Raw genomic sequence first — 20,238 nt, forward strand, 5'->3', positions numbered from 1 at the left:
AAAGTCAACCTGTCAGCCACGCCCGGGCGCGCCGTCCCGACGCGGGATCAGCTTGAAAATACCCGTGCCCCGCATCAGCAGCTTGTCGCCCGTCCAGATGCGGCCCTCGACCGTGATGATGTCGTCGGCAACGCCAACAACCTCGCCCTTACCCTCAATAAAGCTGCCGAGGTTGGCGCCAGACAGGAAATCGCACATCAGGCGAATGGTCACCCACCACGTGTCTTCGTCCTTCTCGACAGCCCCGCCCCACGCCATGTCGGCAAAGGTCATGAGCATCCCGCCATGGGCATTCATCATGCCATTCGTATGATGTTCCTCGACACGGAAAGCCCGCGTCAGGCCGCCGGCATCCCGCTTCTCGAATAAAGGCCCAACCTGGCGGCCAAAGCCCCGGTGCCAGGGCAGCTCATTATAGCCGGCCGGAATGTCGAATGTCTGGCTTCTGGTAAAATCGTCGGTCATGAATGCGGGATAGCGCCGTCCGGTCGCCAGCGCTAGCCCGTTTACAGGCCGACCGCCTTCAGCGCCGCCGCCTGCCGCTCCGCAACGGCTTTAACGTCAAAGCCTTCAAGGCTCTCCTCGAACAGGCGGTGGTAGTTCACTTCCGCCTTGAGGCGCAGATAGGCCGCGCCAAGCCCGATGGCTGCGCGGTCCATGAAGACGAACTCACGCGGGATTTTCACCGGCCCTTTTTCCTTCAGCAGCTTGCGCACCTGAAAGGCTTCCTTGCGGCCATACTCGCCCGCCGTGACGCCGTCCGCCACGGTGCGCACCCGGTCGTCGAGCAGCGGTCCATAGATGAAGCGCGCCCAGATATTCAGCACTTCGACCAATTCCCGCGACAGGTTCTGGAAGCCCCATTTCTCATAGGCGGCATAGGCCGCGTCGAAATCGTCGCGCAACATGGCTCTGTAAAGGTCCACCACGCCCTCCACGAAGGTCGGCGGGAATATGCGGATGCAGCCGAAGTCCAGCAGGTTGATGCCCGTTCCGCCACCGGTCACTTGGTAGTTCCCTAGATGCGGATCGCCATGGATCACGGCATGGCTGTTGAACGGGCCCCACCAGGTCCAGAACAGCATCTCGGCGATATGGTTACGTGTCTCTTGCGGCGCGTCTTCAAAGGCGCCGAGCCTCTCACCATCCAGCCATGTCATCGTAAGCAGGCGATCCGTCGACAGGTCCGGCACAGGCTCCGGCACCTGTACGAAATCCTTGTCCGCCAACATGCGCGCATAGAGCGACATATGCTTGGCCTCACGGGCATAATCGAGTTCCTCACGCAAGCGGTCGGTCACTTCGCCCACCATCTCTGTCAGGTCGATCGAGCCATCCATCCGCTTGAACAGGCCCAGCATGGCCTTCAGCTGGCCGACATCCGATTCCACGGCGCTCGACATGTCCGGATATTGCAGCTTGCAGGCAACCCGGCGGCCATCATGCAGCGTCGCCTGATGCACTTGGCCCAGCGAGGCCGCATGCGAGGCCTCTTTCTCGAACGCCGCAAATCGATCGTCCCAGCCGGGCCCAAGTTCGCCGCGCATCCGGCGTTTCACGAAGGGCCAGCCCATGGCGGGCGCCTCGGCCTGCAACTGGCTGAGTTCGGCGGCATATTCGGCCGGCAGGAAATCCGGAATGGTCGACACCATCTGGGCGACCTTCATGAGGGGTCCTTTGGACTTGCCCAGCGCCGCGGCAAGCGCCTTGGCGATCCGCTCATCGCTCTGATCGCCCCCAAACAGGGAATTGGCGGCAAAGCTGATGCCAGCGCCGGAAAGGTTTGCGCCCACGCGCGCAGTGCGGACAAGGCGCCCGCTCAATCGGTTGCGTTCCGGATCGGGCGCGTCAGGCGTATCGGTCATGCGACTGATATAGGCGGTTTTGCCGGGATTGGCAGAGGTATTGATGCCGCGCCTCAGCCCGTCTTCTGCTGGTGCTCCATATAGGAGCGCAAAATCTGGTTGATCCGCGTCTGGTATCCCTTGCCGGCATCCTTGAAGAAATCGATCACATCACTGTCGAGGCGAATGGATACAGGTTTTTTCACGACCGGTTCGACAAGCTGGACATCCGCCTCAGCCCAGTCGATTTCCGGAAAGTGCGGATCGTCGCCGCGACGCGCGCGGATCTCGGCATCCGTCATGGCGCCAAGCTTCTTGAAATCCGTCTTGCCCGCAGAAGCGCGGTCTTTAATCGGATTGAGATAAAGTTTTGTAGAATGTGGTTTTGGCATCATGTGTTGCAACGTCCACAGCGAAAATGATGAGATGAAGATCAAACCTGCACCGGGCTTCGAAGACAACTCCCTGTACTTCTATCAGGGAGATGAAATCTTCAGGCCCATGCAGCTCCAGCCGAACATGCGGCTTGGCAAAGCCAGACTGGATATCCTCAAATGCTATCCTGTATTTTCGTCTGTTTTTCTCGTTGTCCTTTTCATCCCAATCTATGTTTCCGTGATGGGGTTCCGATGGGAACGAACCTTTCATATCCAGGATTCCTATTTTGAATGGACGCGTAATTTAAAATGCGCACGGTTGCTCTCCTGGGTTTTTCTTGGAAATACATATGTATATACAAATGCTTGATTTGTCAACTAGCCCTGTCAATCTCGCCTCGATTCGTTAGACCATAAGAAACAGGAAGCTGGAGGCCGCCCCATGAACCCATCCGCAGAGTTCGATGTCGTCATCTATGGCGCGACGGGTTTCACCGGTCGCCTTGTCGCCGAATACATGAATGACACCTATGGCGTCGGCAATGACGTCACCTGGGCCATGGCCGGACGCTCACTCGAGAAGCTCAAGACCGTGCGCGACGAAATGGGCATCCCGAAGTCAGTCGAGCTGATCGTCGCGGACGCTTCCGACCCGAAATCCCTCGAGGACATGGTGAAATCCACCAAATGCGTCCTCACCACGGTCGGCCCCTACCAGCTCTATGGCACACCCCTCGTCGAAGCCTGCGCCGCCAATGGCACCGATTATGTCGACCTCTCAGGCGAAGTCGCCTGGATGCACGACATGATCGCCGCCTATCAGGACAAGGCGAAGAAGAGCGGGGCGCGCATCGTCTTCTCCTGCGGCTTTGACTCCATCCCCTTCGACCTCGGCGTCCTGTTCCTGCAGAACGAGTCCATGCGCAAGTTCGGCAAACCGGCCGTTCGCGTGAAGGGACGCATGCGCAAGATGAAGGGCACCTTCTCGGGCGGAACGGCGGCGTCGGGCCGCGAGACCATGGCCCGCGCCATGCGCGAGCCGGAAGTCATGGCCGTTCTGCGTAATCCCTTCTCGCTGACAGGCGGCTTTGTCGGCCCTGACCAGCCCCACGGTATGAAAGTGCTGGAAGACGAAGATTTCGGCGCCTGGGCCGCCCCCTTCATCATGGCGCCTATCAATACGAAAAACATCCACCGCTCAAACGCGCTGATGGGACACCCCTATGGCGAAGACTTCGTTTATGACGAGATGATGCTCACCGGCCCCGGCGAAACCGGCAAAGCGGCCGCTGAAGCGGTCGCCAGCAGCGATTCCATGGGCGGCGAAGACGGCCCCAAGCCCGGCGAAGGCCCTTCGAAGGAAGAACGCGAGGCCGGACTCTATGATTTTGCCCTCCTCGGCATCACAAGCGACGGCGATCGCCTGCGCGCCACAGTGACCGGCGATAAGGATCCGGGCTACGGCTCGACCTCCAAGATTATCTCCGAGGCCGCGCTCTGCCTCGTGAAGGATTGCGCAGACCTTTCGGGCGGTATTTACACCCCCGCCGCCGCCATGGGCCTCAGCCTTGTCGGCCGCCTGCAGTCCCATGCCGGAATGACCTTCGACATCGACAATTGAGGCAAAAGGGTGACAAGCCCCCTTTTTTCAGGCTATAGCGCCCGCGTCCGCTCCTGATCGCGGTCGCAACACGAGAGTCGTTAGTCGCCTCAACCCCAGCCGGACATGATGATCCGGGCATGTTACGTACCCCCAAATAAACCAAACCGGCCGCTGCGAGCAAAACGCCAGCGCCGATGGTCGGATCATCCGGCCGCAAGAAGGACCTGTCGCCCTATGTCGTACAAGACCCTGCTGACCGAGTTTGATGCCGAAACAGGCGTCGCCGTCATTACACTTAACCGCCCGGACCACCTCAACGCCCTGAACGATGAGATGATGACCGAGCTAACCCACGCGATTAACCGCGTCGAAGCCGACAAGGATATTGGCTGCATCGTGCTGACCGGATCGCGCAAAGCCTTTTCCGGTGGTGCCGACGTCCGTGAAATCATGGAACAGGACTATCCGGCCGCCTATTATGAAGACCTGATCACCCGTAACTGGGAACGCACCTCCAGCGCCCGCAAGCCAATTATTGCGGCCGTCAGCGGCTATGCCGTCGGCGGCGGCTGCGAGCTGGCCATGATGTGCGACATCGTGATTGCGGCCGACACAGCCCGCTTTGGGCAGCCCGAGATTCGCCTTGGCGTCATGCCCGGCGCCGGCGGCACGCAGCGACTTGCACGTTTTATAGGCAAGTCCAAAGCCATGGAACTCTGCCTCACCGGCCGGATGATGGAAGCCGCCGAGGCTGAACGCTGTGGTCTGGTGGCGCGCATTGTCCCGGCTGACGACCTGATGGACACCGTCAAAGAGATGGCCCGCACGATTGCCGCAATGCCGCGTGCTGCAGCAATGATGACGAAAGAGGCCATCAACGCCGCCTACGAAACGCCCATGTCGCAGGGCATCCGTTTCGAACGCCGCCTGTTCCAGTCCCTCTTCGCAACCGAGGACCAGAAGGAAGGCATGGCCGCTTATGTCGAAAAGCGCTCTGCCCACTTCAAGGACCGGTAAACGGGCTTACTGAGCCCAACTATTCTCTATTCGGACAGGATTGTGTTACCGTGTGGGTGCCCAGGGGACGGGGCGGCTCTACAGCGGGGGACAAACCTATGGCTGATGTGGATGCAGTATCAACGGGACTGATCATCAGTGTACTGGTGGCCCTGCTTGTCGTCGGCAGTGTCGTGGCCGCCTTCCTCTACAGGACGCGTGTACCGAGCCTGGTTCCCGGCGATGACGAAACCTATCTAATCCGAAACACTGACGGGCGCATCCAGGCCCTGACGGCCGACATGAAGATCAAGCCTGAAGATCCGCGCATCGTGCAGTTCCAGAACCGCAAGCAATTGCGCTTCCCGGTTTACGACCCACGGTTCAACGCGCTCTCACACGACCGGCTGGTCACTGATAGCGGCGCCATTTCCCTTCGCATCCACACAACCACGCCCTTCCCTTTCACCGCCATCACCAATGACGGGCACACTGTGACCGTCACCCCCTCCGTCAGCTTCGGCGTCGCCCCCGCCCGCGTGACAGATCTCGCCCGGCTTGGCGACTTCGGCGACCAGTTCGAACGGCGCATCCGGTCCGCCTTTTCCGGCGCCATCGGCCGACGCAAGGATGAGCAGCTGCGCGAAAGCCATCACAAGATTGAAAGCGAGGTCACGGAAGAACTGGCCGGCATCGAAACAGGCACCGACGCTTTGGGCGTTCCGCTGGGCATTACGGTGTTTGAAGCCCGTTTCTCCTACCGTGATGGCGCAGCGCTCCCCAGTGAAGTCGTCATCGCGCCTGATATGGGGGCGACCGCCGCCATGCCCGTCACGTCCGCAGACGGTGCTGATACCGCCCCCGACTCTCCCCAGCGCGTCGCCCTCGCCGCCTCTCGGGGCGAAAGCCCCGCCCACACCAGTGAAACACCCGGCGCCATGCAATTCCTTGGCACTGACCTCGATAAATTGCTCGACCAGTTCCGCGACCGCAGTCCTGAGCAGATCGCAACCCTGCTTAGCCTCATGGAAATGCAGACGCGGCAAAACATTGTCTCGATGCTCAGTAAATCCGGGGGCCTCGTGGTGTTTTCAGCCCGGGAACTGGGCTTGGAAGGCAACCCTGTGCTACAGGATCGCCTCAGCGCCGCCAGCGAGGTGGCCGACGAGCAGCCGGAAACTGAATAGAAGCGGGCCGTCCGCTCAGTTTTCTGTCAGCATCCCAGTTGACGCCTTCGCACCGTTTATGTATGCCCCCGCCTTCAGCTTGAGGGAGGTTTCCCCCCGGCTTCAGGAGTTAGATATGGCAAATACCCGTTCCGCCAAGAAGATGGTCCGCAAGATTGCGGCTCGTACCGAAGTCAACAAGGCGCGCCGCTCGCGTGTGCGCACCTATGTTCGCAAGGTCGAGGAAGCCATCGCTGCAGGCGACAAGACAGCTGCACAGGATGCCCTGCGCGTTGCACAACCCGAGCTGATGCGCGCCGTCACCAAGGGCGTGATGCACAAGAATACATCTTCGCGTAAAGTCTCGCGCCTCTCGGCCCGCGTCAGCGCGATGGCCTAAGGCCTTCCGGACAAATGTCCGGTACAAGAATTTGAAACCCGCCCGGTTCGCGCTTGGCGGGTTTTTTATTGCCTCGAATTCAGAATAATCAGCTCGCCATGAATGATCGGTTATGATCTGCTTGATGCATGCTTTTCCGGGAGCCACTCCTGCATTTTCAGGCGGCCGACGGCATCAGCTCTGCGTGTTTGACGCCTTTGCAACTTGTGCAAAAATTTACTTCAGAAAAGCCCCGAATTTCACAGCCAATATCGTGTAGGTGGTGTTGACAGAACATTCGCGAACAATTGCGCCGAACGACTCACTCACAAAAAAATGCACAGGGGTAAGCGGCTGATTTTGATGGCCTTTTGATTACATGCCGAAAGAGTCAACTGGCCATTTCCCGTGATCGCAGAAAAGTAACACTTGTCAGTAAAACCGCTGGAAGTTACCTTGTGGATACCAGCAAAAAACTCTCCCTGCACGGAGTATTTACGGGGCCCAGATTTAATCTGGAGGGAGAGTTGCGTGCCTGCTGGTCAGGACGAAACATAACAAGAAAATGGGGCTCGGCGATGGACCGAAATACACTTTTTGATTCTGAGCATAGCGTAGAGTTTTCGGGCGCGGAAAAAGGCAGCAATATCCCCGGCCAGTCGATCTGGAAGCAGGTACGGGCGAAGCTCGCGACCGTCTTGAACGCAACCGACTACGATCGCTGGATCGAAGACCTGCGGCTGATCGCAGAGGTTGACGGCGAGATGGTGATCGCGGCGCGCGATCCGCTTGCCTATGATCGCGTGCTGGCTGAACACAAGCGTCTTATCCAGCGCACCTGGCGCGACTTTGATCCGGCACGCCGTGGCATCCGTCTGGAATGCTGGCGCAATGCCCGCGCAGAAGTGCGCGAACTGGTATCTGACCCCTGGGCCGACGTTGCACCTGAACCTGCGCCACAGCCCACAGCGGCTGCTGCATCCGGCGGCAATGGCAGTGATGGCAGCAAGACGACGGTTGCACCGACGGCCACGGGCGCGCCAGACATGACGTTCGGCACACTTGTCACCGGCGAGTCCAACGAGATCGCCGTACAGCTCGCACAGCGCATCGCGCTGGGCCAGACAGTCGGCACGTCGACGGCGCTCATCTATGGGCGTCAGGGCACCGGCAAGACGCACATCCTCTATGCCCTCAAGAACGAGGTCGAAGCCCATGATCCTGAGCGCGTCGTCGTCTACCTGACGGCCGAGGAATTCATGTCGGCCTATCATGATGGCGTGAAGGTGAAAGACACGAGCGCCCTGAAGAAGCGCCTGCGCTCCGCCACCCTCCTCTTGATCGACGACCTGCACCGCATCGCCGGCAAGCCCGGCACGGAAACCGAGCTTTACCAGAACATCCGTGAAGTCACCGGCAATGGCGGCCTCGTGGTTTTGGCAGGCGACGAAGCCCCCGGTGACGTCACCGGCTTTGGTCCGCGCATGCGGGCTGAACTCAAGGGCTCGATCGCTGTCGAGGTCGGCCTGCCTGATGCCGGCATGCGCCGCGAGATCCTCGTGCGCCTCGCAGCACATATCGAAGCCGGTCACCCGAGCTTCGTCCTGACGGACGAGATGATCGCTCGTATCAATGCAGGCATCCGTGGCCCGGGCCGTGAACTCACCGGCGCCATCTGGAGCCTCTACACCGAAGCCGGCTTCGGTGAGCGTGCGCCGACCATGGAAATGCTCGACCGCGTCATCCGCCGCCATCAGGGAGAAGTGAAAGTGCCGACAATCGAATTGGTGAAACGTGCCACGATGAAAGTCTTCGGAATTTCGAAGAGCGACCTGGAAAGCCCCTGCAAGGCCCGCGCGGTTGTCTATCCCCGTCAGGTCGCGATGTATCTTTGCCGCGAGAAAACCGGCAAGTCCCTGCCCCAGATCGGTCACAGCTTCGGCAAGCGGGATCACACGACGATCCTCTACGCCCACCGCAAAGTGTCCAAGAATATTGCATCTGATCCCGAACTCGCGGGCGACATTGCCCGCGTCTCCGAGACCATTTTCGAACTCCAGGCGGCAGGCGTAAACTAGCTCCCCCAGGTTGCCCTCGCGCAATTCTGCATCGGCGCTTGGCTTTTCCGCCCGATTGTTTAAGTGTTCTTAGCCCGCTCTCCACCGGAGGGCGGGCTGATTCTACCACGGGCTACCTGCCCGACTGGAACGAACCAGCCCTATTGAAACAAGCAAGGCAGACAGGCGCGATCCGGCGCCCGTGATGGACGGACCAACAGATGAAGCTAACGATTGAACGCAGCGATCTCCTCAATGCCCTTTCGCATGTGCAGAACGTTGTCGAACGCCGCAACACCATTCCGATCCTCTCCAACGTGCTGCTTCAGGCCGCCAAGGGCGAACTGAAGCTCACCGCGACCGATCTCGATATCGAGGCCGTCGACAGCGCTGATGCCAAGGTCTCCCACGAAGGCGCTGTTACTGCCCCCGCCGGCACACTGTTCGACGTGATCCGCAAGCTGCCCGCTGGCGCCGAGGTCGAGCTCGAAACGCAAGCCGACAACCAGCGCCTCACGATCCGCGCAGGCCGCTCGCACTTCGAGCTGCCAACCCTGCCCGCCTCCGACTTCCAGACCATGAGCGGCGATGACGGCGCGACGGCCTTTTCCGTCGACGCAAAGGATTTTGCCCGCCTGATCGACAAGACGCGTTTTGCGATCTCCACCGAGGAGACCCGCTACTATCTGAACGGCGTCTACCTGCACGGCGCCAAGAATGACGATGGTGACGCTGTGCTACGTACGGTCGCCACCGATGGCCACCGCCTCGCCCTGGCCGAGATCCCGGCCCCCAAGGGCGCTGAAACGCTCGAAGGCGTTATCGTGCCCCGCAAAGCCGTGGCTGAAGCGCGCCGCCTGATCGACGCCACCGATGGCGATATCGACATCGAAGTGTCCGACACCAAGATCGTCGTGCGCGCAGGCCGCGCCGTGCTGACGTCGAAACTGATCGACGGCTCCTTCCCGGATTATGCCCGCGTCATTCCAAAGGGTAATGACAAGAAGCTCGTCGTCGACAACAAGTCCTTCGAAGCCGCCGTCGACCGTGTCTCGACCGTCTCGGCAGAGCGCTCGCGCTCGGTGAAGCTGTCCCTGTCTGAAGGCAAGCTGACCCTCGCGGTCAACCATGCCGAAACCGGCGCCGGTACCGAGGAAATCGAAGCCGAGTACAGCTCCGACGCCATGGAGATCGGGTTCAACGCGAAATATCTGCTCGACATTGCCGGCCAGATCGAGGCCGACACGGCCGAGTTCATGTTCAACGACCCGGCATCGCCTGCGCTCGTGCTTGATCCGTCAGACGATTCCGCGCGCTACGTGCTGATGCCACTTCGCGTCTAGAGCCTTGATCATTGCCCTGCATCGCCGCCAGTTCATGCTCGGCGCTGCAGCGGTCGCCAGCCTCGGGGCCTGCGCCTCAACAGAGATACGGAGCAAAACGATGTATGGTCTGATCGGCAAGTTCACCTCTACGGATGGCGACAGGGACCGTTTGTCGGCCATCCTGCTGAAGGGCCTGCGCGATATGCCGGGCTGCCTCAGCTACATCGTTGCGAACGATCCCGCTGACGCCAACGCGCTCTGGATCACCGAAGTCTGGGACAATGCCGACAGCCACAAGAACAGCCTCACGCTGCCCTCAGTCCAGGCTGCCATACAGGAAGGCCGCCCGCTGATTGCGGGCATGGAGCAGATTGCCCAAACGGCACCGATTGGCGGCCATGGCCTGACCACGGCATGAGCCTGCGGCCTGCCGGAAAGCCATGACCGCGCTAACTCGCCTCTCCCTGACTGACTTCCGCAATTACGCGTCTCTGTCACTGCCGCTCGACGGACGCCATGTCTGCCTGTTTGGTGCCAATGGCGCGGGCAAGACGAACCTGCTCGAAGCCGTCAGCCAGCTCGGCCCGGGGCGCGGCCTACGCTCCGCGACGCTTCCGGAAATGATGCGCAAGGATGCCCCGGGCAGCTGGACCGTCGCCGCCACGCTCGACAATGACCAGAAGATCGGCGTGGCGCTCGAAACCGGCTCGGGCGCCAAGCGTAACGTGCGCATCGATGGCGCCTCCGCGACCGCATCAGACCTGGCTGACCTTATCCGCATCGTCTGGCTCACGCCCTCCATGGACGGCGTGTTCCGCGGGGGCGCGTCCGACCGGCGCCGTTTCCTCGACCGTCAGGTCATGGCCCATATTCCCACCCATGGCCGCGCCGCCAGCCGCTATGAACAGGCCATGCGCGAGCGCAACGCGCTGCTCGAACGCGGCCATGTCGACCCGGCCTGGGCCGATGCCATCGAGGCCCGCATGGCTGAAGCCGGCGCCGAGATGGCCATCAACCGGGCCCATGTGCTGGAAGCACTACAGGTCGCCATCGAACTACGCCCGGACGGCCATTTTCCCAAAGCGGACCTCACGCTCGAAGGCGACGCCGAACAGGCGGCTCTTCAGGGCGACGACTTCAAATCCATCTTCGAAACCCTCGCCGAAACCTTCCGTACGACGCGTCGCCGCGACATTGCCGCCGGCCGCACAATCGACGGCCCGCACCGCTCAGACCTCGTGGTCATTCACCGCCCCACAGGCGCGCCCGCCCGCGACGCATCAACCGGCCAGCAGAAGGCGCTGCTCATCGGCCTGATCCTCGCCTCTGCGGGCGCCCTGCGCGCGGATGGCGATGGCCCCGCGCCGCTCCTTCTGCTCGATGAAGCCGCAGCCCACCTCGACCCCGATCGCCGCGCCGCGCTCTACGAGGAACTCGGCGCCCTCGGCGGTCAGGCCTGGCTCACCGGCACAGAACGTTTCCTGTTTGAGGCTTTCGGCGACAGGGCCCAGCGTGTCCGCGTGGAAGATGGCGCCGCCCGCGTCGAGGACTAGTCAGCCACTGCCGGCGAGAACCATTCCACCAGCATCGGATTGACCTCATCGTGGCGCTGATAGTTCAGCCCGTGCGTGCCACCTTCAATGATCCGGACCTGCGCACGGGGGATCAGCGCAACCAGCTCTGCCGCACTCGCTATGGCGACGGTTTGGTCCTCACCTCCGAACACGGCCATCACGGGCGTTTCGGTTTTCTCCGCAACAGCGCTGAACAGGATTTCCCGGTTCGACATAGGAAAGTTGCGCAGCGTCGACAGCAGCGCCTTGCCATAGCCGCGATAACCCATCTGGCGCGTGACATCGCCCTGCAGGCGGTTGTCCGGTCCCAGCGCGCTCTCGTCATATTGCGGATCGCCCAGCAGGATGCCGCGACCGAACACGTGCCAGATCCAGTCGCCGACGACCGGCAACTTGACCAGCGCCGCCGCCACGCCGCTATCGCCCTCAACATCCAGCCCGGCGGGCACGAACAGAAAGACGCGCGATACGCGCTCCGGGTGGCGCCCGGCAAAGGCCATCACGATCGGCCCGCCCATGGACAGGCCGACCAGGCCAACAGGCTCGACCAGCCCAAGGCCATCGAGCACGTCCATCAGTTCCCGGTCGTAGAAGTCTTCGTCATAAGGCCCGTCGGGCCGGTCAGACCAGCCGCGCCCGAAATGATCGTACTGGACGACGCGGAACCCCGCCTCGACCAGTGCGGTGGCATTCTGCTCGAAAATGAAGGCCGGTGTCGAAAAGCCATGCACCATCACGATCACATTGCCGTCGTCGGGCCCGCGCGCCTGATAATGCAGCTGGCCGTCTGTCACCTGCAGGAACTCGCCCGGCGCCTCGGCGCGCGCAGCCGCATCCATCGCCTTCAGGTCCTTGCCAGCCCACCAATAGGTGCCTGCCAGAACGGCGACAACGAGCCCGACCGCCCACAGCAATATCTTTGTCATACGCCCACCCCAATTTATTCTGGCCACAGGCCCGTCAGCTTTCTTCCATCAGAGATGTTTATCGAGCCAAATTCCCCATTTTTGCAAGTCTCTAATACGGGGGGAGCGATCCCGGCAGGCGGTAATGCCGGATTCACGTCACACGCCATCAGGCAAACGATAAATTTGGGCCCCGAAACGCATTCAACCGCCCGCAAGGTGTGGATCATCGGGCCTAGCCGGTCTACGTAAGGGCAACACAATATCCGGAGACTGCCCCATGAAAACCCGCGCCGCCGTTGCCTTTGAAGCCAAGAAACCGCTCGAAATCGTCGAGCTGGACCTGGAAGGCCCGAAGGCGGGCGAAGTCCTCGTCGAAATCATGGCCACCGGCATCTGCCACACAGACGCCTACACGCTCGACGGCCTCGACTCTGAAGGCCTCTTCCCCAGCGTACTCGGCCATGAAGGCGCAGGCATCGTGCGCGAGGTTGGCGCAGGCGTCACCAGTGTGAAGCCCGGCGACCACGTTATCCCGCTTTACACGCCGGAATGCCGCCAGTGCAAAAGCTGCCTCTCCGGCAAGACAAACCTCTGCACCGCCATCCGCGCAACACAGGGCAAGGGCCTGATGCCGGACGGCACCAGCCGCTTTTCCTACAAGGGCCAGACCATCTACCATTACATGGGCTGCTCCACCTTCTCGAACTTCACCGTCCTGCCCGAGATCGCTGTCGCGAAAATCCGTACAGACGCGCCTTTCGACAAGGCCTGCTATGTCGGCTGCGGCGTCACCACCGGCGTTGGCGCCGTCACCAACACGGCCAAGGTCCAGGTCGGCGACAATGTCGTCGTGTTCGGCCTCGGCGGCATCGGCCTCAACGTGCTGCAGGGCGCCCGCATGGCTGGCGCCGACAAGATCATCGGCGTCGATATCAACGACTCCAAGAAGGAATGGGGCGAGAAATTCGGCATGACGCATTTCGTCAATCCAAAGAACACCAAGGACGTGGTCGCCCACATCGTCGAGCTGACCGATGGCGGCGCCGACTATTCCTTCGACTGTACCGGCAACACGACCGTCATGCGCCAGGCGCTCGAATGCTGCCATCGCGGCTGGGGCACATCGATCATCATCGGCGTGGCCGAGGCCGGCAAGGAAATCTCGACGCGCCCCTTCCAGCTCGTCACCGGCCGCAACTGGCGCGGCACGGCCTTCGGCGGCGCCAAGGGCCGCACAGATGTGCCGAAGATCGTCGACTGGTACATGAACGGCAAGATCCAGATCGACCCGATGATCACGCACGTCATGGGCCTCGAGAAAATCAACGACGCTTTCGACCTTATGCATTCGGGCGAGAGCATCAGGAGCGTGGTGGTTTATTGATGTGTGTCGAGGATTACTATCGGACTGATCAATACGCTCTGTTTCTAGACAGTTTGCGATTTTCCCAAACGCAAGTTCTTGAGACGGAACAGGACGTTCGAAGTATTCCTTGGGCTATAATCGCCGCGCACAATCTCGTTCAAATGTCGTGTGTTGTCGCCCTTGATGAGCGAGATACAACACAATCTGCTTGCCTCAGCGATCAAAAGCTCAAAGGCGGTATGACCGTTCGAGAGAAAACAATTGAATTGCTAAACTCTGGGCAGTTTGATTCTTTGCCCGAACCGTACCTCGCTAGTCCTGCATCGCTACTAAAGCGCGTTCAGGATAAGAATGACCTCATGGCTGTGGAAGCATTTGATCTAGATGATGAGGTCAAGTGGAATTTGGAACGGCTGAATGAGTATAGAGATATGGTCATTCATTTTCTTCCGTCGTCGTGGAGCCTGGAATTAGATGGAATGTCGGAAATATTCCGATCCGCTTTTGAATTTGCATTACTAACGTTACGTACACCCGGTACATACAGCCATCGAATGGAAGTCCAAAGCAGACATGATGCGGAAGAAACTTGTCTTCGAATGATAGAAAAGTTGAATGAAGGAAACTCAAAATGTACAGCCACATGACGGTCGGCACCAACGACCTCGAAAAATCGAAAACCTTCTACGACGCCCTGTTCACATCGGTTGGCGGCAAGCCTGCGATCACTGATCCCAAGGGCCGTCTCGTCTACCTGCACAATGGCAGCGTCTTCCTCGTCACGCCGCCCATCGATGGCCAGCCTGCCACGCACGCCAATGGCGGCACGATCGGCTTCGCGATGTCTTCCCCGGAAGAAGCGGACACATGGCACAAGGCCGGCGCCGCTGCTGGCGGCACGCCCATTGAGGATGCGCCCGGCTGGCGTGAAGGTGGCGGCCAGCGCCTCTACCTCGCCTACCTGCGCGACCCCGACGGCAACAAGCTCTGCGCCCTGCATCGCGGATAGGCAAACGATGACGGACTGGAACCTCCCCTGGAAGGCCAGCTGCCTGTGCGGCGGCGTTGAGATGAAAATCTCCGCGCCGCCCATGGTCACCATGGCGTGCCATTGCCGCGGCTGCCAGAAACTGACGAGCGGCCCCTATTCGCTCTCGATGTTCCTGCCGGACGCAGGGTTCGAAGTAACCAGCGGCGAGCCCGTGATCGGCGCCCTGAAGGGCGAGCATCGCCACTTCTACTGCCCGGACTGTATGTCCTGGCTGTTCACGCGTCCGGCCGGTATGGACATGGTCAATCTCCGGTCGACCATGCTCGATAATGCCGCCTGGGCCGCCCCGATCATGGAAACCGGCACGGCCACCCGTTTGCCTTTCGCGCAAACCGGGGCAGAGTTCTCATATGAGGAATTCCCCGAAATTTCTGACTTCCCGAAGATCATGCAGGCCTTTGCAGATCACGGCGCCAGACCGGACAACAGCTGATGGAAAGAGAGACGAACATGATGAAATGGGCATTGATGGCCGCGGCGCTTGCCGCCCTCACGGGCTGCGTTGCAGTCGAAGCCAATGAATTTGGGGCGAAACCCACTGTCAGCCATTTCGGCAGCCAGGCCATGGGTGGCACGCAGCTGCCTTTCTCCAAGTCGGTTACGGCAGGCGACACGATCTACATTTCCGGCGAACTCGGTACGGACCCTGCCACAGGCAAGCTTGTCACGGGCGGCACCGGCCCGGAAACGACGCAGATCTTCCTGAACATGGAACGCACGCTCGCCAGCCAGGGTGCCGATCTCTCCAATATCGTGAAATGCACCGTCTACCTCAACAATATCGACAATTTCGGCGAGATGAATGAGGCCTACAAGGCCGCCTTGCCTGATCCCAAGCCCGCCCGCGCAACTGTCGCTGTTACGGCGCTCGCCATGGGCGCCAACCTTGAGATCGACTGCATTGCCGTGAAGTCATGAGCGACGAAGCCCCCAAGGACTGGAAACTAAAGCTCCGTTACGGACAGACAGACACCCGCTATGAGCACTTCGCCATGGTCGCCGATGGCGCTGTCGTCGAAGCCAATGCCGACTTCAAGACAGAGATCGGCCCATGCGTCCTCTCGATGAAGGCCTGGGCCAAGGACACCGAAGAAGCCGCCGAAATGATGATCGCAATCAGCAATCATCTCGGCTTCAAGATGGCCGGCAAGATCGATATCTACGCCACCGAGCCTGATGCTCCGCCCAAGGAAAAACCCTACGGCTACGACCTGAAGTTCACGCCCTATGTCGCGGACACAATTTTGCAATAGCATGTTCGACCGCGATGACCCGCTATCGCTGGAGCCGATTGAGTCAGCTTCGATCCGTTGGATCATCGAGGCAGCAATTGCGGAGGGTAACAGGGTCAGCGTACTTGCCCCCTGGACCCTCGCCCTTGTTGCCCATATGCGCGACCCGCTATCAGCCACTTTGCGCCAGACCATCGCGAAGCGGTTCCCGGCCTTGGCGCATTTCGCAGAACCCGACACCCCTCACGACAGAGCCCATGAAGGCTATATCGAAGGGGGCTTCTCCGCGTCATTTCCAGTCAAGGATTAAGCCAGCCTGAGGCGGAAATCCTTGCGCGCCAGTCGCGCCGGCAGACGAAACTCCATCAACGGCGCCCCGCCAACACGGTCCATCAGTGCCGCCAGACGCATCTTCGCGCTGTCATCCATCGCATCAATCTCGTCTGTCACCGCCTGCAGGCGCCAGAGCGGGAAGCTCCGCGCCGCGCAGTCGCCATCGAAGCCGCCGGTCATGAATTCCACCATGCCAAACCCGCGCGGCACATCTGCCCCGGCTTTCACACTCTTCGCCCATTCGCCAAACAGCGCCGCCGTCTTCACCAGCATCGGCATCTGCTCACTCATCTGACGACTGAGTATCGGCTCCAGCGTCTTCGGCACGCCATCATCCGCCAACACCTCACCATTGCCCTGCTCGCCCGCCTGCACGCGGCGCACATAGTCTGCCACCTTCGGCGCCAGCCGCTCCATGATCCGGCCACTCTCCGGGTCACGCAGAAGGTGCGCATAAAGCGGCCCGTTCAGCGCAAAGTCGCCCAGAGACGGCCGCTCGCCGAGAAGGAAAGCGTGGTGGCGCAAGTGCTCCGTCATGTCCTTCAGGAAGGCCTCATAAGCGGATTCGACGCCCGGGATGTTTTCCTCGCTCACACCCAGCATGGCCACTGCGCCCTTGAACCGCTCGCCATTCTTGCGGCCGATGGCGTATTGCTCTGGCGGCGGCGCGTCCGGCGCCGAGATGCGCCCGAACTCGCCATAGGCCCAGTCCTCATTATAGTTCCACCGGTAGTGCATCGCCGGCAACACGAGCCACTCGTCGGCATAAAGCTCCATCAGCCGCGACACGACCCGCTGCACGGGGCCATCCGGCATCGCGCGCGGCCCATCCGGCGTCGCGGCCTCCACCGCGTCGATAATGTCCGCCGTATCCTGCACCACATCACCGCCCGGCATCTCCATCACGGGAATCACCGGCCAGCCGACCTTCGGTAGAATCACATCACGGTAAACCTCGCGCGTGGCGATGCGCTCTTCGAAATCTGCCCCGCGCCAGCGCAGATAGGCGCGCGCCTTGCCCGAAAAATAACTGACCTCCGCGCCATAGAGAACATAACCGCTCATGCCTTGATCCTTCTGCCCGGTTCGGGCCATGCTTGGCGCCAACCCGAAGGAGCGCTTTTTCATGACCCTAACCCCCGTATCCTCATGGGCAAGCTTTGGCGGCACACTCTCTGTGCATGACCATGAGAGCGCCGTCACCGGCACCACGATGCGCTTTGCCGTCTACAGCCCCCCGCAGGCGAAAAAGGGCCCCGTCCCGGTCCTCTGGTATCTTTCCGGCCTCACCTGCACCTGGGCCAATGTCATGGAGAAATCCGGCCTCCAGCGCACCGCCTCCGAGCACGGCATCATGATCATCGCGCCCGACACCAGCCCGCGTGGGCCGGACGTGCCAGATGATGACGCCTATGATCTCGGCCAGGGCGCTGGCTTCTATCTCACCGCCACCGAAGCGCCGTGGGACAAGCACTATCGCATGGACCAATACATCACCCGCGAGCTGAACGCCCTCGTCGCCGCCAACTTCCCGGCCGACATGAAGCGCCAGGGCATATTCGGCCACTCCATGGGCGGCCATGGCGCGCTCACACTCCATTTCAAATACCCTGACACCTACCGCTCCTGCTCGGCCTTCTCGCCGATCACCAGTCCGTCGCGCGTGCCTTGGGGAGAGAAAGCCTTCACCGCCTATATCGGCCCGCCGTCGATTGCCTGGGAACAGTATGACGCGACAGAACTCGTCCAGACCCGCCAGACAGACGCCCACATCCTGATTGACACAGGCAAGGCCGACCAGTTCCTCGAAACCCAGCTGAAGCCCGACATCTTCATCGACGCCTGCGAGACGTCAGGACAGGCGCTGACCTACCGAATGCATGAGGGGTACGGCCACGACTACTACTTCATCGCCACCTTCATGAGCGATCACATCGCCCACCACGCAAAGGCCCTGAAAGCCTAGACCGCTTTCGCGTGGCGGCGCGGCGCGGGCTTGAACCGTCCATCGAAGCTCTGGGCAACAGTGCGCAGCATCACCCGCGCCGATAGCGGCACGGTCACGACGCCGTCCTTCACCGTGCACAAGCCCGCCGGCACAAGGAAACGCGCCGTCTCCAGCGCATCGTTCAGCGCGTCCGGCGCTGCGCCCATCTCGCCGCACACCTCCGCCACGTCGACGCGCAGATCACACATCAGCCGCTCAATGGCGCGCGCGCGCAGCCGGTCATCATCCTTAAGCACAACGCCGCGCTCGCTCGGCAGACGCCCGGCCTTGATAGAATCCCGCCAGGCGTTGCGATCCTTCAGGTTCTGCACATAGCCCTCCGCGAACTGCGAGATGGACGATGTGCCAAGCCCGACAAGTGTGTCGCACGGATCGTCGGTATAGCCCTGGAAATTGCGCCTTAGCTGTCCTGACTTCGCCGCAATGGCGAGGCTGTCATCCTCACGCGCGAAATGGTCCAGCCCGATCGGCACATAGCCGGCGTCCAACAAAATGGCCGTCGCCGCTTCGGCCTGTTCGAACCGCGCTTCGATATCCGGCAGCGTGTCTTCGCGGATCGCCGCCTGATGCTTGGCGAACCATGGCACATGCGCATAGCCAAACACCGAGATGCGCGACGTGCCCTGCAGCACGGCAAAGGCTGCCGCCTCTTCCACATCGGCCACCGTCTGGCCCGGCAGGCCATACATCAGGTCCATGTTATGCTTGGTGATGCCAGCGGCATTGAGGCGGGCAATCACCCGTTCCACCTGCGCGCGCGGCTGCACCCGGTTGATGGCTTTCTGCACATCAAGGTTCAGCGTCTGCACGCCAAGGCTCACGCGATTGACGCCCGCCCCCGCCATGGCCTCGACCTGCGCCTCGGAGAGCACGCGCGGGTCCAGCTCCATCGCAATCTCCGCATCGGCACGCATGGCAAACCTCTGGCCGATATGGCCGATCAGCGAGGTCATGTCCTCCGGCCGCAGCGAATTGGGAGAACCGCCCCCAAAGTGCAGGTGCGCCAGCCCGCCATGCGGCCCCATCGCATCGGCCCAGAGATCGATCTCGGCATGCAGCGTTTCAACATAGGCCGCGATCCGGTCATAGCCGTTCGGCACCGTGGTCGCACAGCCGCAATACCAGCACAGCTTGTCGCAAAAAGGGATGTGCGCATAAACGGAGATCGCAGACCCGGGTCTCACGCCCCCCGCCCAGGTCCGCGCCTCCCCCGCTCCCACGGCTGGCGCAAAGTCCGCGGCCGTCGGATAGCTTGTGTAACGCGGCACCGGCCGCTGCGCGAAGGTCATCCAGCTCTGTTTCATGCAGGAACAGCTATCAAATCAGGCACTCGGCGGAACTCCGGAAAACCCCCTAGTCCCGCGCTCGACCCGGCCCTGACCGGGTGCTAGCGTTCCGCCAAAGGAGCCCCCTCATGATCAAATCCCTCGCTACTCTCGCTGTCACGCTTTGCCTGGCTACTGCCGCCCACGCCGGCGAGGACGATTTCGTCGCCGGAACTCTGGTGCCGGACTATGGAAAATATGCGCCCCGCGAGAGCGCCCGGCTGCCGGAAGGCACGGTCATGAAAGTGGCGTTCGACATGTCAAAGGCCGCCCCTGACGGCGAGATCAACAGCGATCTGGTCAAAGTCGCGCGCTTCCTCAACATGCATGCAGGTTCCGGCGTTGCGCCTGAGAACCTCTCCGCCGCCATCGTGGTCCACGGCGCAGCCTCGGCTGATCTTCTGACCGCCGAAAAGCTCGGCCATGAGAACCCCAACGCCGAACTGATTGCCGAACTGCTCGCCGCAGGCGCCACGATCGACCTCTGCGGAACCACCTCGGCCGCGCGCGACATCGCGCAGGAAGATCTCCTGCCCGGAATCACGATTTCGCTGTCCGCGATGACGTCCCATGCCCTGCTGCAGCAACAGGGCTACACCCTCAACCCCTTCTGAGGGCAATGTCAGCCGCAGTAGCAATGCGGCCTGAAACGTGCAATGAGCGGCAAAACCTCGCTCCGTTCCACGCAAGAACG

Annotated in this window: 24 protein-coding genes; 17 read left to right on the plus strand and 7 right to left on the minus strand. The window is 61.2% G+C overall.

Going from position 1 to position 20,238, the window contains the following annotated elements:
- Positions 1–12: 12 nt before the first annotated feature.
- The 4 genes from HOC_RS04045 to HOC_RS22375 are packed head-to-tail and all read right to left on the minus strand — an operon-like array spanning position 13 to position 2,492.
- Positions 13–465 carry a PaaI family thioesterase gene (locus tag HOC_RS04045; RefSeq protein ID WP_035536032.1) on the minus strand — a complete coding sequence of 151 codons (453 nt, stop codon included), beginning with the start codon at positions 463–465 and terminating at the stop codon, positions 13–15.
- A gap of 41 nt (positions 466–506) precedes the next feature.
- Positions 507–1,865 carry an ABC1 kinase family protein gene (locus HOC_RS04050; protein WP_035536033.1) on the minus strand — a complete coding sequence of 453 codons (1,359 nt, stop codon included), beginning with the start codon at positions 1,863–1,865 and terminating at the stop codon, positions 507–509.
- 53 nt (positions 1,866–1,918) lie between these two features.
- Entirely contained in the window at positions 1,919–2,239 is a 321-nt protein-coding gene (locus HOC_RS04055) for a BrnA antitoxin family protein (protein WP_241766889.1), read from the minus strand.
- Positions 2,193–2,492 carry a BrnT family toxin gene (locus HOC_RS22375; protein WP_162174800.1) on the minus strand — a complete coding sequence of 100 codons (300 nt, stop codon included), beginning with the start codon at positions 2,490–2,492 and terminating at the stop codon, positions 2,193–2,195. Before HOC_RS22375 ends, HOC_RS04055 begins: the two co-directional genes overlap by 47 nt.
- A 171-nt stretch (positions 2,493–2,663) precedes the next feature.
- Between HOC_RS22375 and HOC_RS04065 the strand changes: the two genes are divergently transcribed.
- From HOC_RS04065 to recF, 8 genes are all read left to right on the plus strand, one after another.
- Positions 2,664–3,842, plus strand: a complete 1,179-nt coding sequence (locus HOC_RS04065) for a saccharopine dehydrogenase family protein (protein WP_035536036.1) — start codon at positions 2,664–2,666, stop codon at positions 3,840–3,842.
- Between the two features lie 216 nt (positions 3,843–4,058).
- Positions 4,059–4,841, plus strand: a complete 783-nt coding sequence (locus HOC_RS04070) for an enoyl-CoA hydratase (protein WP_035536037.1) — start codon at positions 4,059–4,061, stop codon at positions 4,839–4,841.
- A gap of 98 nt (positions 4,842–4,939) precedes the next feature.
- A complete protein-coding gene (locus HOC_RS04075) occupies positions 4,940–6,007 on the plus strand; it encodes an SPFH domain-containing protein (RefSeq protein WP_035536038.1) in 1,068 nt (355 codons plus the stop codon).
- 115 nt (positions 6,008–6,122) lie between these two features.
- Positions 6,123–6,386 (plus strand): 30S ribosomal protein S20, encoded by a 264-nt coding sequence (rpsT, locus tag HOC_RS04080; protein WP_035536039.1) that lies wholly within the window; start codon positions 6,123–6,125, stop codon positions 6,384–6,386.
- A gap of 557 nt (positions 6,387–6,943) precedes the next feature.
- Entirely contained in the window at positions 6,944–8,443 is a 1,500-nt protein-coding gene (locus tag HOC_RS04085; RefSeq protein WP_035536040.1) for a DnaA ATPase domain-containing protein, read from the plus strand.
- A gap of 200 nt (positions 8,444–8,643) precedes the next feature.
- A complete protein-coding gene (dnaN, locus tag HOC_RS04090) occupies positions 8,644–9,765 on the plus strand; it encodes a DNA polymerase III subunit beta (protein WP_035536041.1) in 1,122 nt (373 codons plus the stop codon).
- Positions 9,766–9,769: 4 nt separating this feature from the next.
- Complete coding sequence (locus HOC_RS04095; RefSeq protein WP_241766891.1) at positions 9,770–10,165, plus strand: putative quinol monooxygenase; 396 nt, start codon at positions 9,770–9,772, stop codon at positions 10,163–10,165.
- A 22-nt stretch (positions 10,166–10,187) separates the two neighbouring features.
- Positions 10,188–11,300 carry a DNA replication/repair protein RecF gene (gene recF / locus HOC_RS04100; RefSeq protein WP_035536042.1) on the plus strand — a complete coding sequence of 371 codons (1,113 nt, stop codon included), beginning with the start codon at positions 10,188–10,190 and terminating at the stop codon, positions 11,298–11,300.
- Here recF and HOC_RS04105 read toward each other — a convergent pair.
- Positions 11,297–12,247 (minus strand): alpha/beta fold hydrolase, encoded by a 951-nt coding sequence (locus HOC_RS04105; protein WP_035536043.1) that lies wholly within the window; start codon positions 12,245–12,247, stop codon positions 11,297–11,299. The two genes, recF and HOC_RS04105, sit on opposite strands and share 4 nt — an antisense overlap.
- 259 nt (positions 12,248–12,506) lie before the next feature.
- Between HOC_RS04105 and HOC_RS04110 the strand changes: the two genes are divergently transcribed.
- From HOC_RS04110 to HOC_RS04140, 7 genes are read left to right on the plus strand one after another with little or no spacing between them, the layout of a single operon-like run.
- Positions 12,507–13,613 carry an S-(hydroxymethyl)glutathione dehydrogenase/class III alcohol dehydrogenase gene (locus tag HOC_RS04110; RefSeq protein WP_035536044.1) on the plus strand — a complete coding sequence of 369 codons (1,107 nt, stop codon included), beginning with the start codon at positions 12,507–12,509 and terminating at the stop codon, positions 13,611–13,613.
- Complete coding sequence (locus HOC_RS04115) at positions 13,613–14,242, plus strand: hypothetical protein (RefSeq protein WP_035536045.1); 630 nt, start codon at positions 13,613–13,615, stop codon at positions 14,240–14,242. The genes HOC_RS04110 and HOC_RS04115 overlap by 1 nt, the downstream gene beginning before the upstream one ends.
- Positions 14,227–14,604 carry a VOC family protein gene (locus HOC_RS04120; protein ID WP_035536046.1) on the plus strand — a complete coding sequence of 126 codons (378 nt, stop codon included), beginning with the start codon at positions 14,227–14,229 and terminating at the stop codon, positions 14,602–14,604. The genes HOC_RS04115 and HOC_RS04120 overlap by 16 nt, the downstream gene beginning before the upstream one ends.
- 7 nt (positions 14,605–14,611) lie before the next feature.
- Positions 14,612–15,079: a GFA family protein gene (locus HOC_RS04125; RefSeq protein WP_035536047.1), complete on the plus strand. Its 468-nt coding sequence runs from the start codon at positions 14,612–14,614 to the stop codon at positions 15,077–15,079.
- A 17-nt stretch (positions 15,080–15,096) separates the two neighbouring features.
- Positions 15,097–15,564 (plus strand): RidA family protein, encoded by a 468-nt coding sequence (locus tag HOC_RS04130; protein ID WP_162174801.1) that lies wholly within the window; start codon positions 15,097–15,099, stop codon positions 15,562–15,564.
- Positions 15,561–15,899, plus strand: coding sequence for a hypothetical protein (locus HOC_RS21020; RefSeq protein ID WP_051624507.1), 339 nt, complete (start codon positions 15,561–15,563; stop codon positions 15,897–15,899). Before HOC_RS04130 ends, HOC_RS21020 begins: the two co-directional genes overlap by 4 nt.
- A 1-nt stretch (position 15,900) precedes the next feature.
- On the plus strand, positions 15,901–16,188 hold the full coding sequence (locus HOC_RS04140) for a hypothetical protein (RefSeq protein WP_035536049.1): 288 nt from the start codon (positions 15,901–15,903) through the stop codon (positions 16,186–16,188).
- Here HOC_RS04140 and HOC_RS04145 read toward each other — a convergent pair.
- Positions 16,185–17,276, minus strand: coding sequence for a glutathione S-transferase family protein (locus HOC_RS04145; protein ID WP_035536233.1), 1,092 nt, complete (start codon positions 17,274–17,276; stop codon positions 16,185–16,187). The two genes, HOC_RS04140 and HOC_RS04145, sit on opposite strands and share 4 nt — an antisense overlap.
- A gap of 61 nt (positions 17,277–17,337) precedes the next feature.
- Between HOC_RS04145 and fghA the strand changes: the two genes are divergently transcribed.
- Positions 17,338–18,177, plus strand: a complete 840-nt coding sequence (gene fghA, locus HOC_RS04150; RefSeq protein ID WP_035536234.1) for an S-formylglutathione hydrolase — start codon at positions 17,338–17,340, stop codon at positions 18,175–18,177.
- On the opposite strand, the gene hemN is transcribed toward fghA, so the two are convergent.
- A complete protein-coding gene (gene hemN / locus HOC_RS04155) occupies positions 18,174–19,523 on the minus strand; it encodes an oxygen-independent coproporphyrinogen III oxidase (RefSeq protein WP_035536050.1) in 1,350 nt (449 codons plus the stop codon). The genes fghA and hemN overlap by 4 nt on opposite strands.
- Positions 19,524–19,633: 110 nt before the next feature.
- On the opposite strand from hemN, the gene HOC_RS04160 reads away from it, so the two are divergent.
- Complete coding sequence (locus HOC_RS04160; RefSeq protein WP_035536051.1) at positions 19,634–20,158, plus strand: DsrE family protein; 525 nt, start codon at positions 19,634–19,636, stop codon at positions 20,156–20,158.
- The last annotated feature ends 80 nt before the right edge of the window (positions 20,159–20,238 follow it).

The sequence above is a fragment of the Hyphomonas oceanitis SCH89 genome (assembly GCF_000685295.1).
GTDB lineage: Bacteria > Pseudomonadota > Alphaproteobacteria > Caulobacterales > Hyphomonadaceae > Hyphomonas > Hyphomonas oceanitis.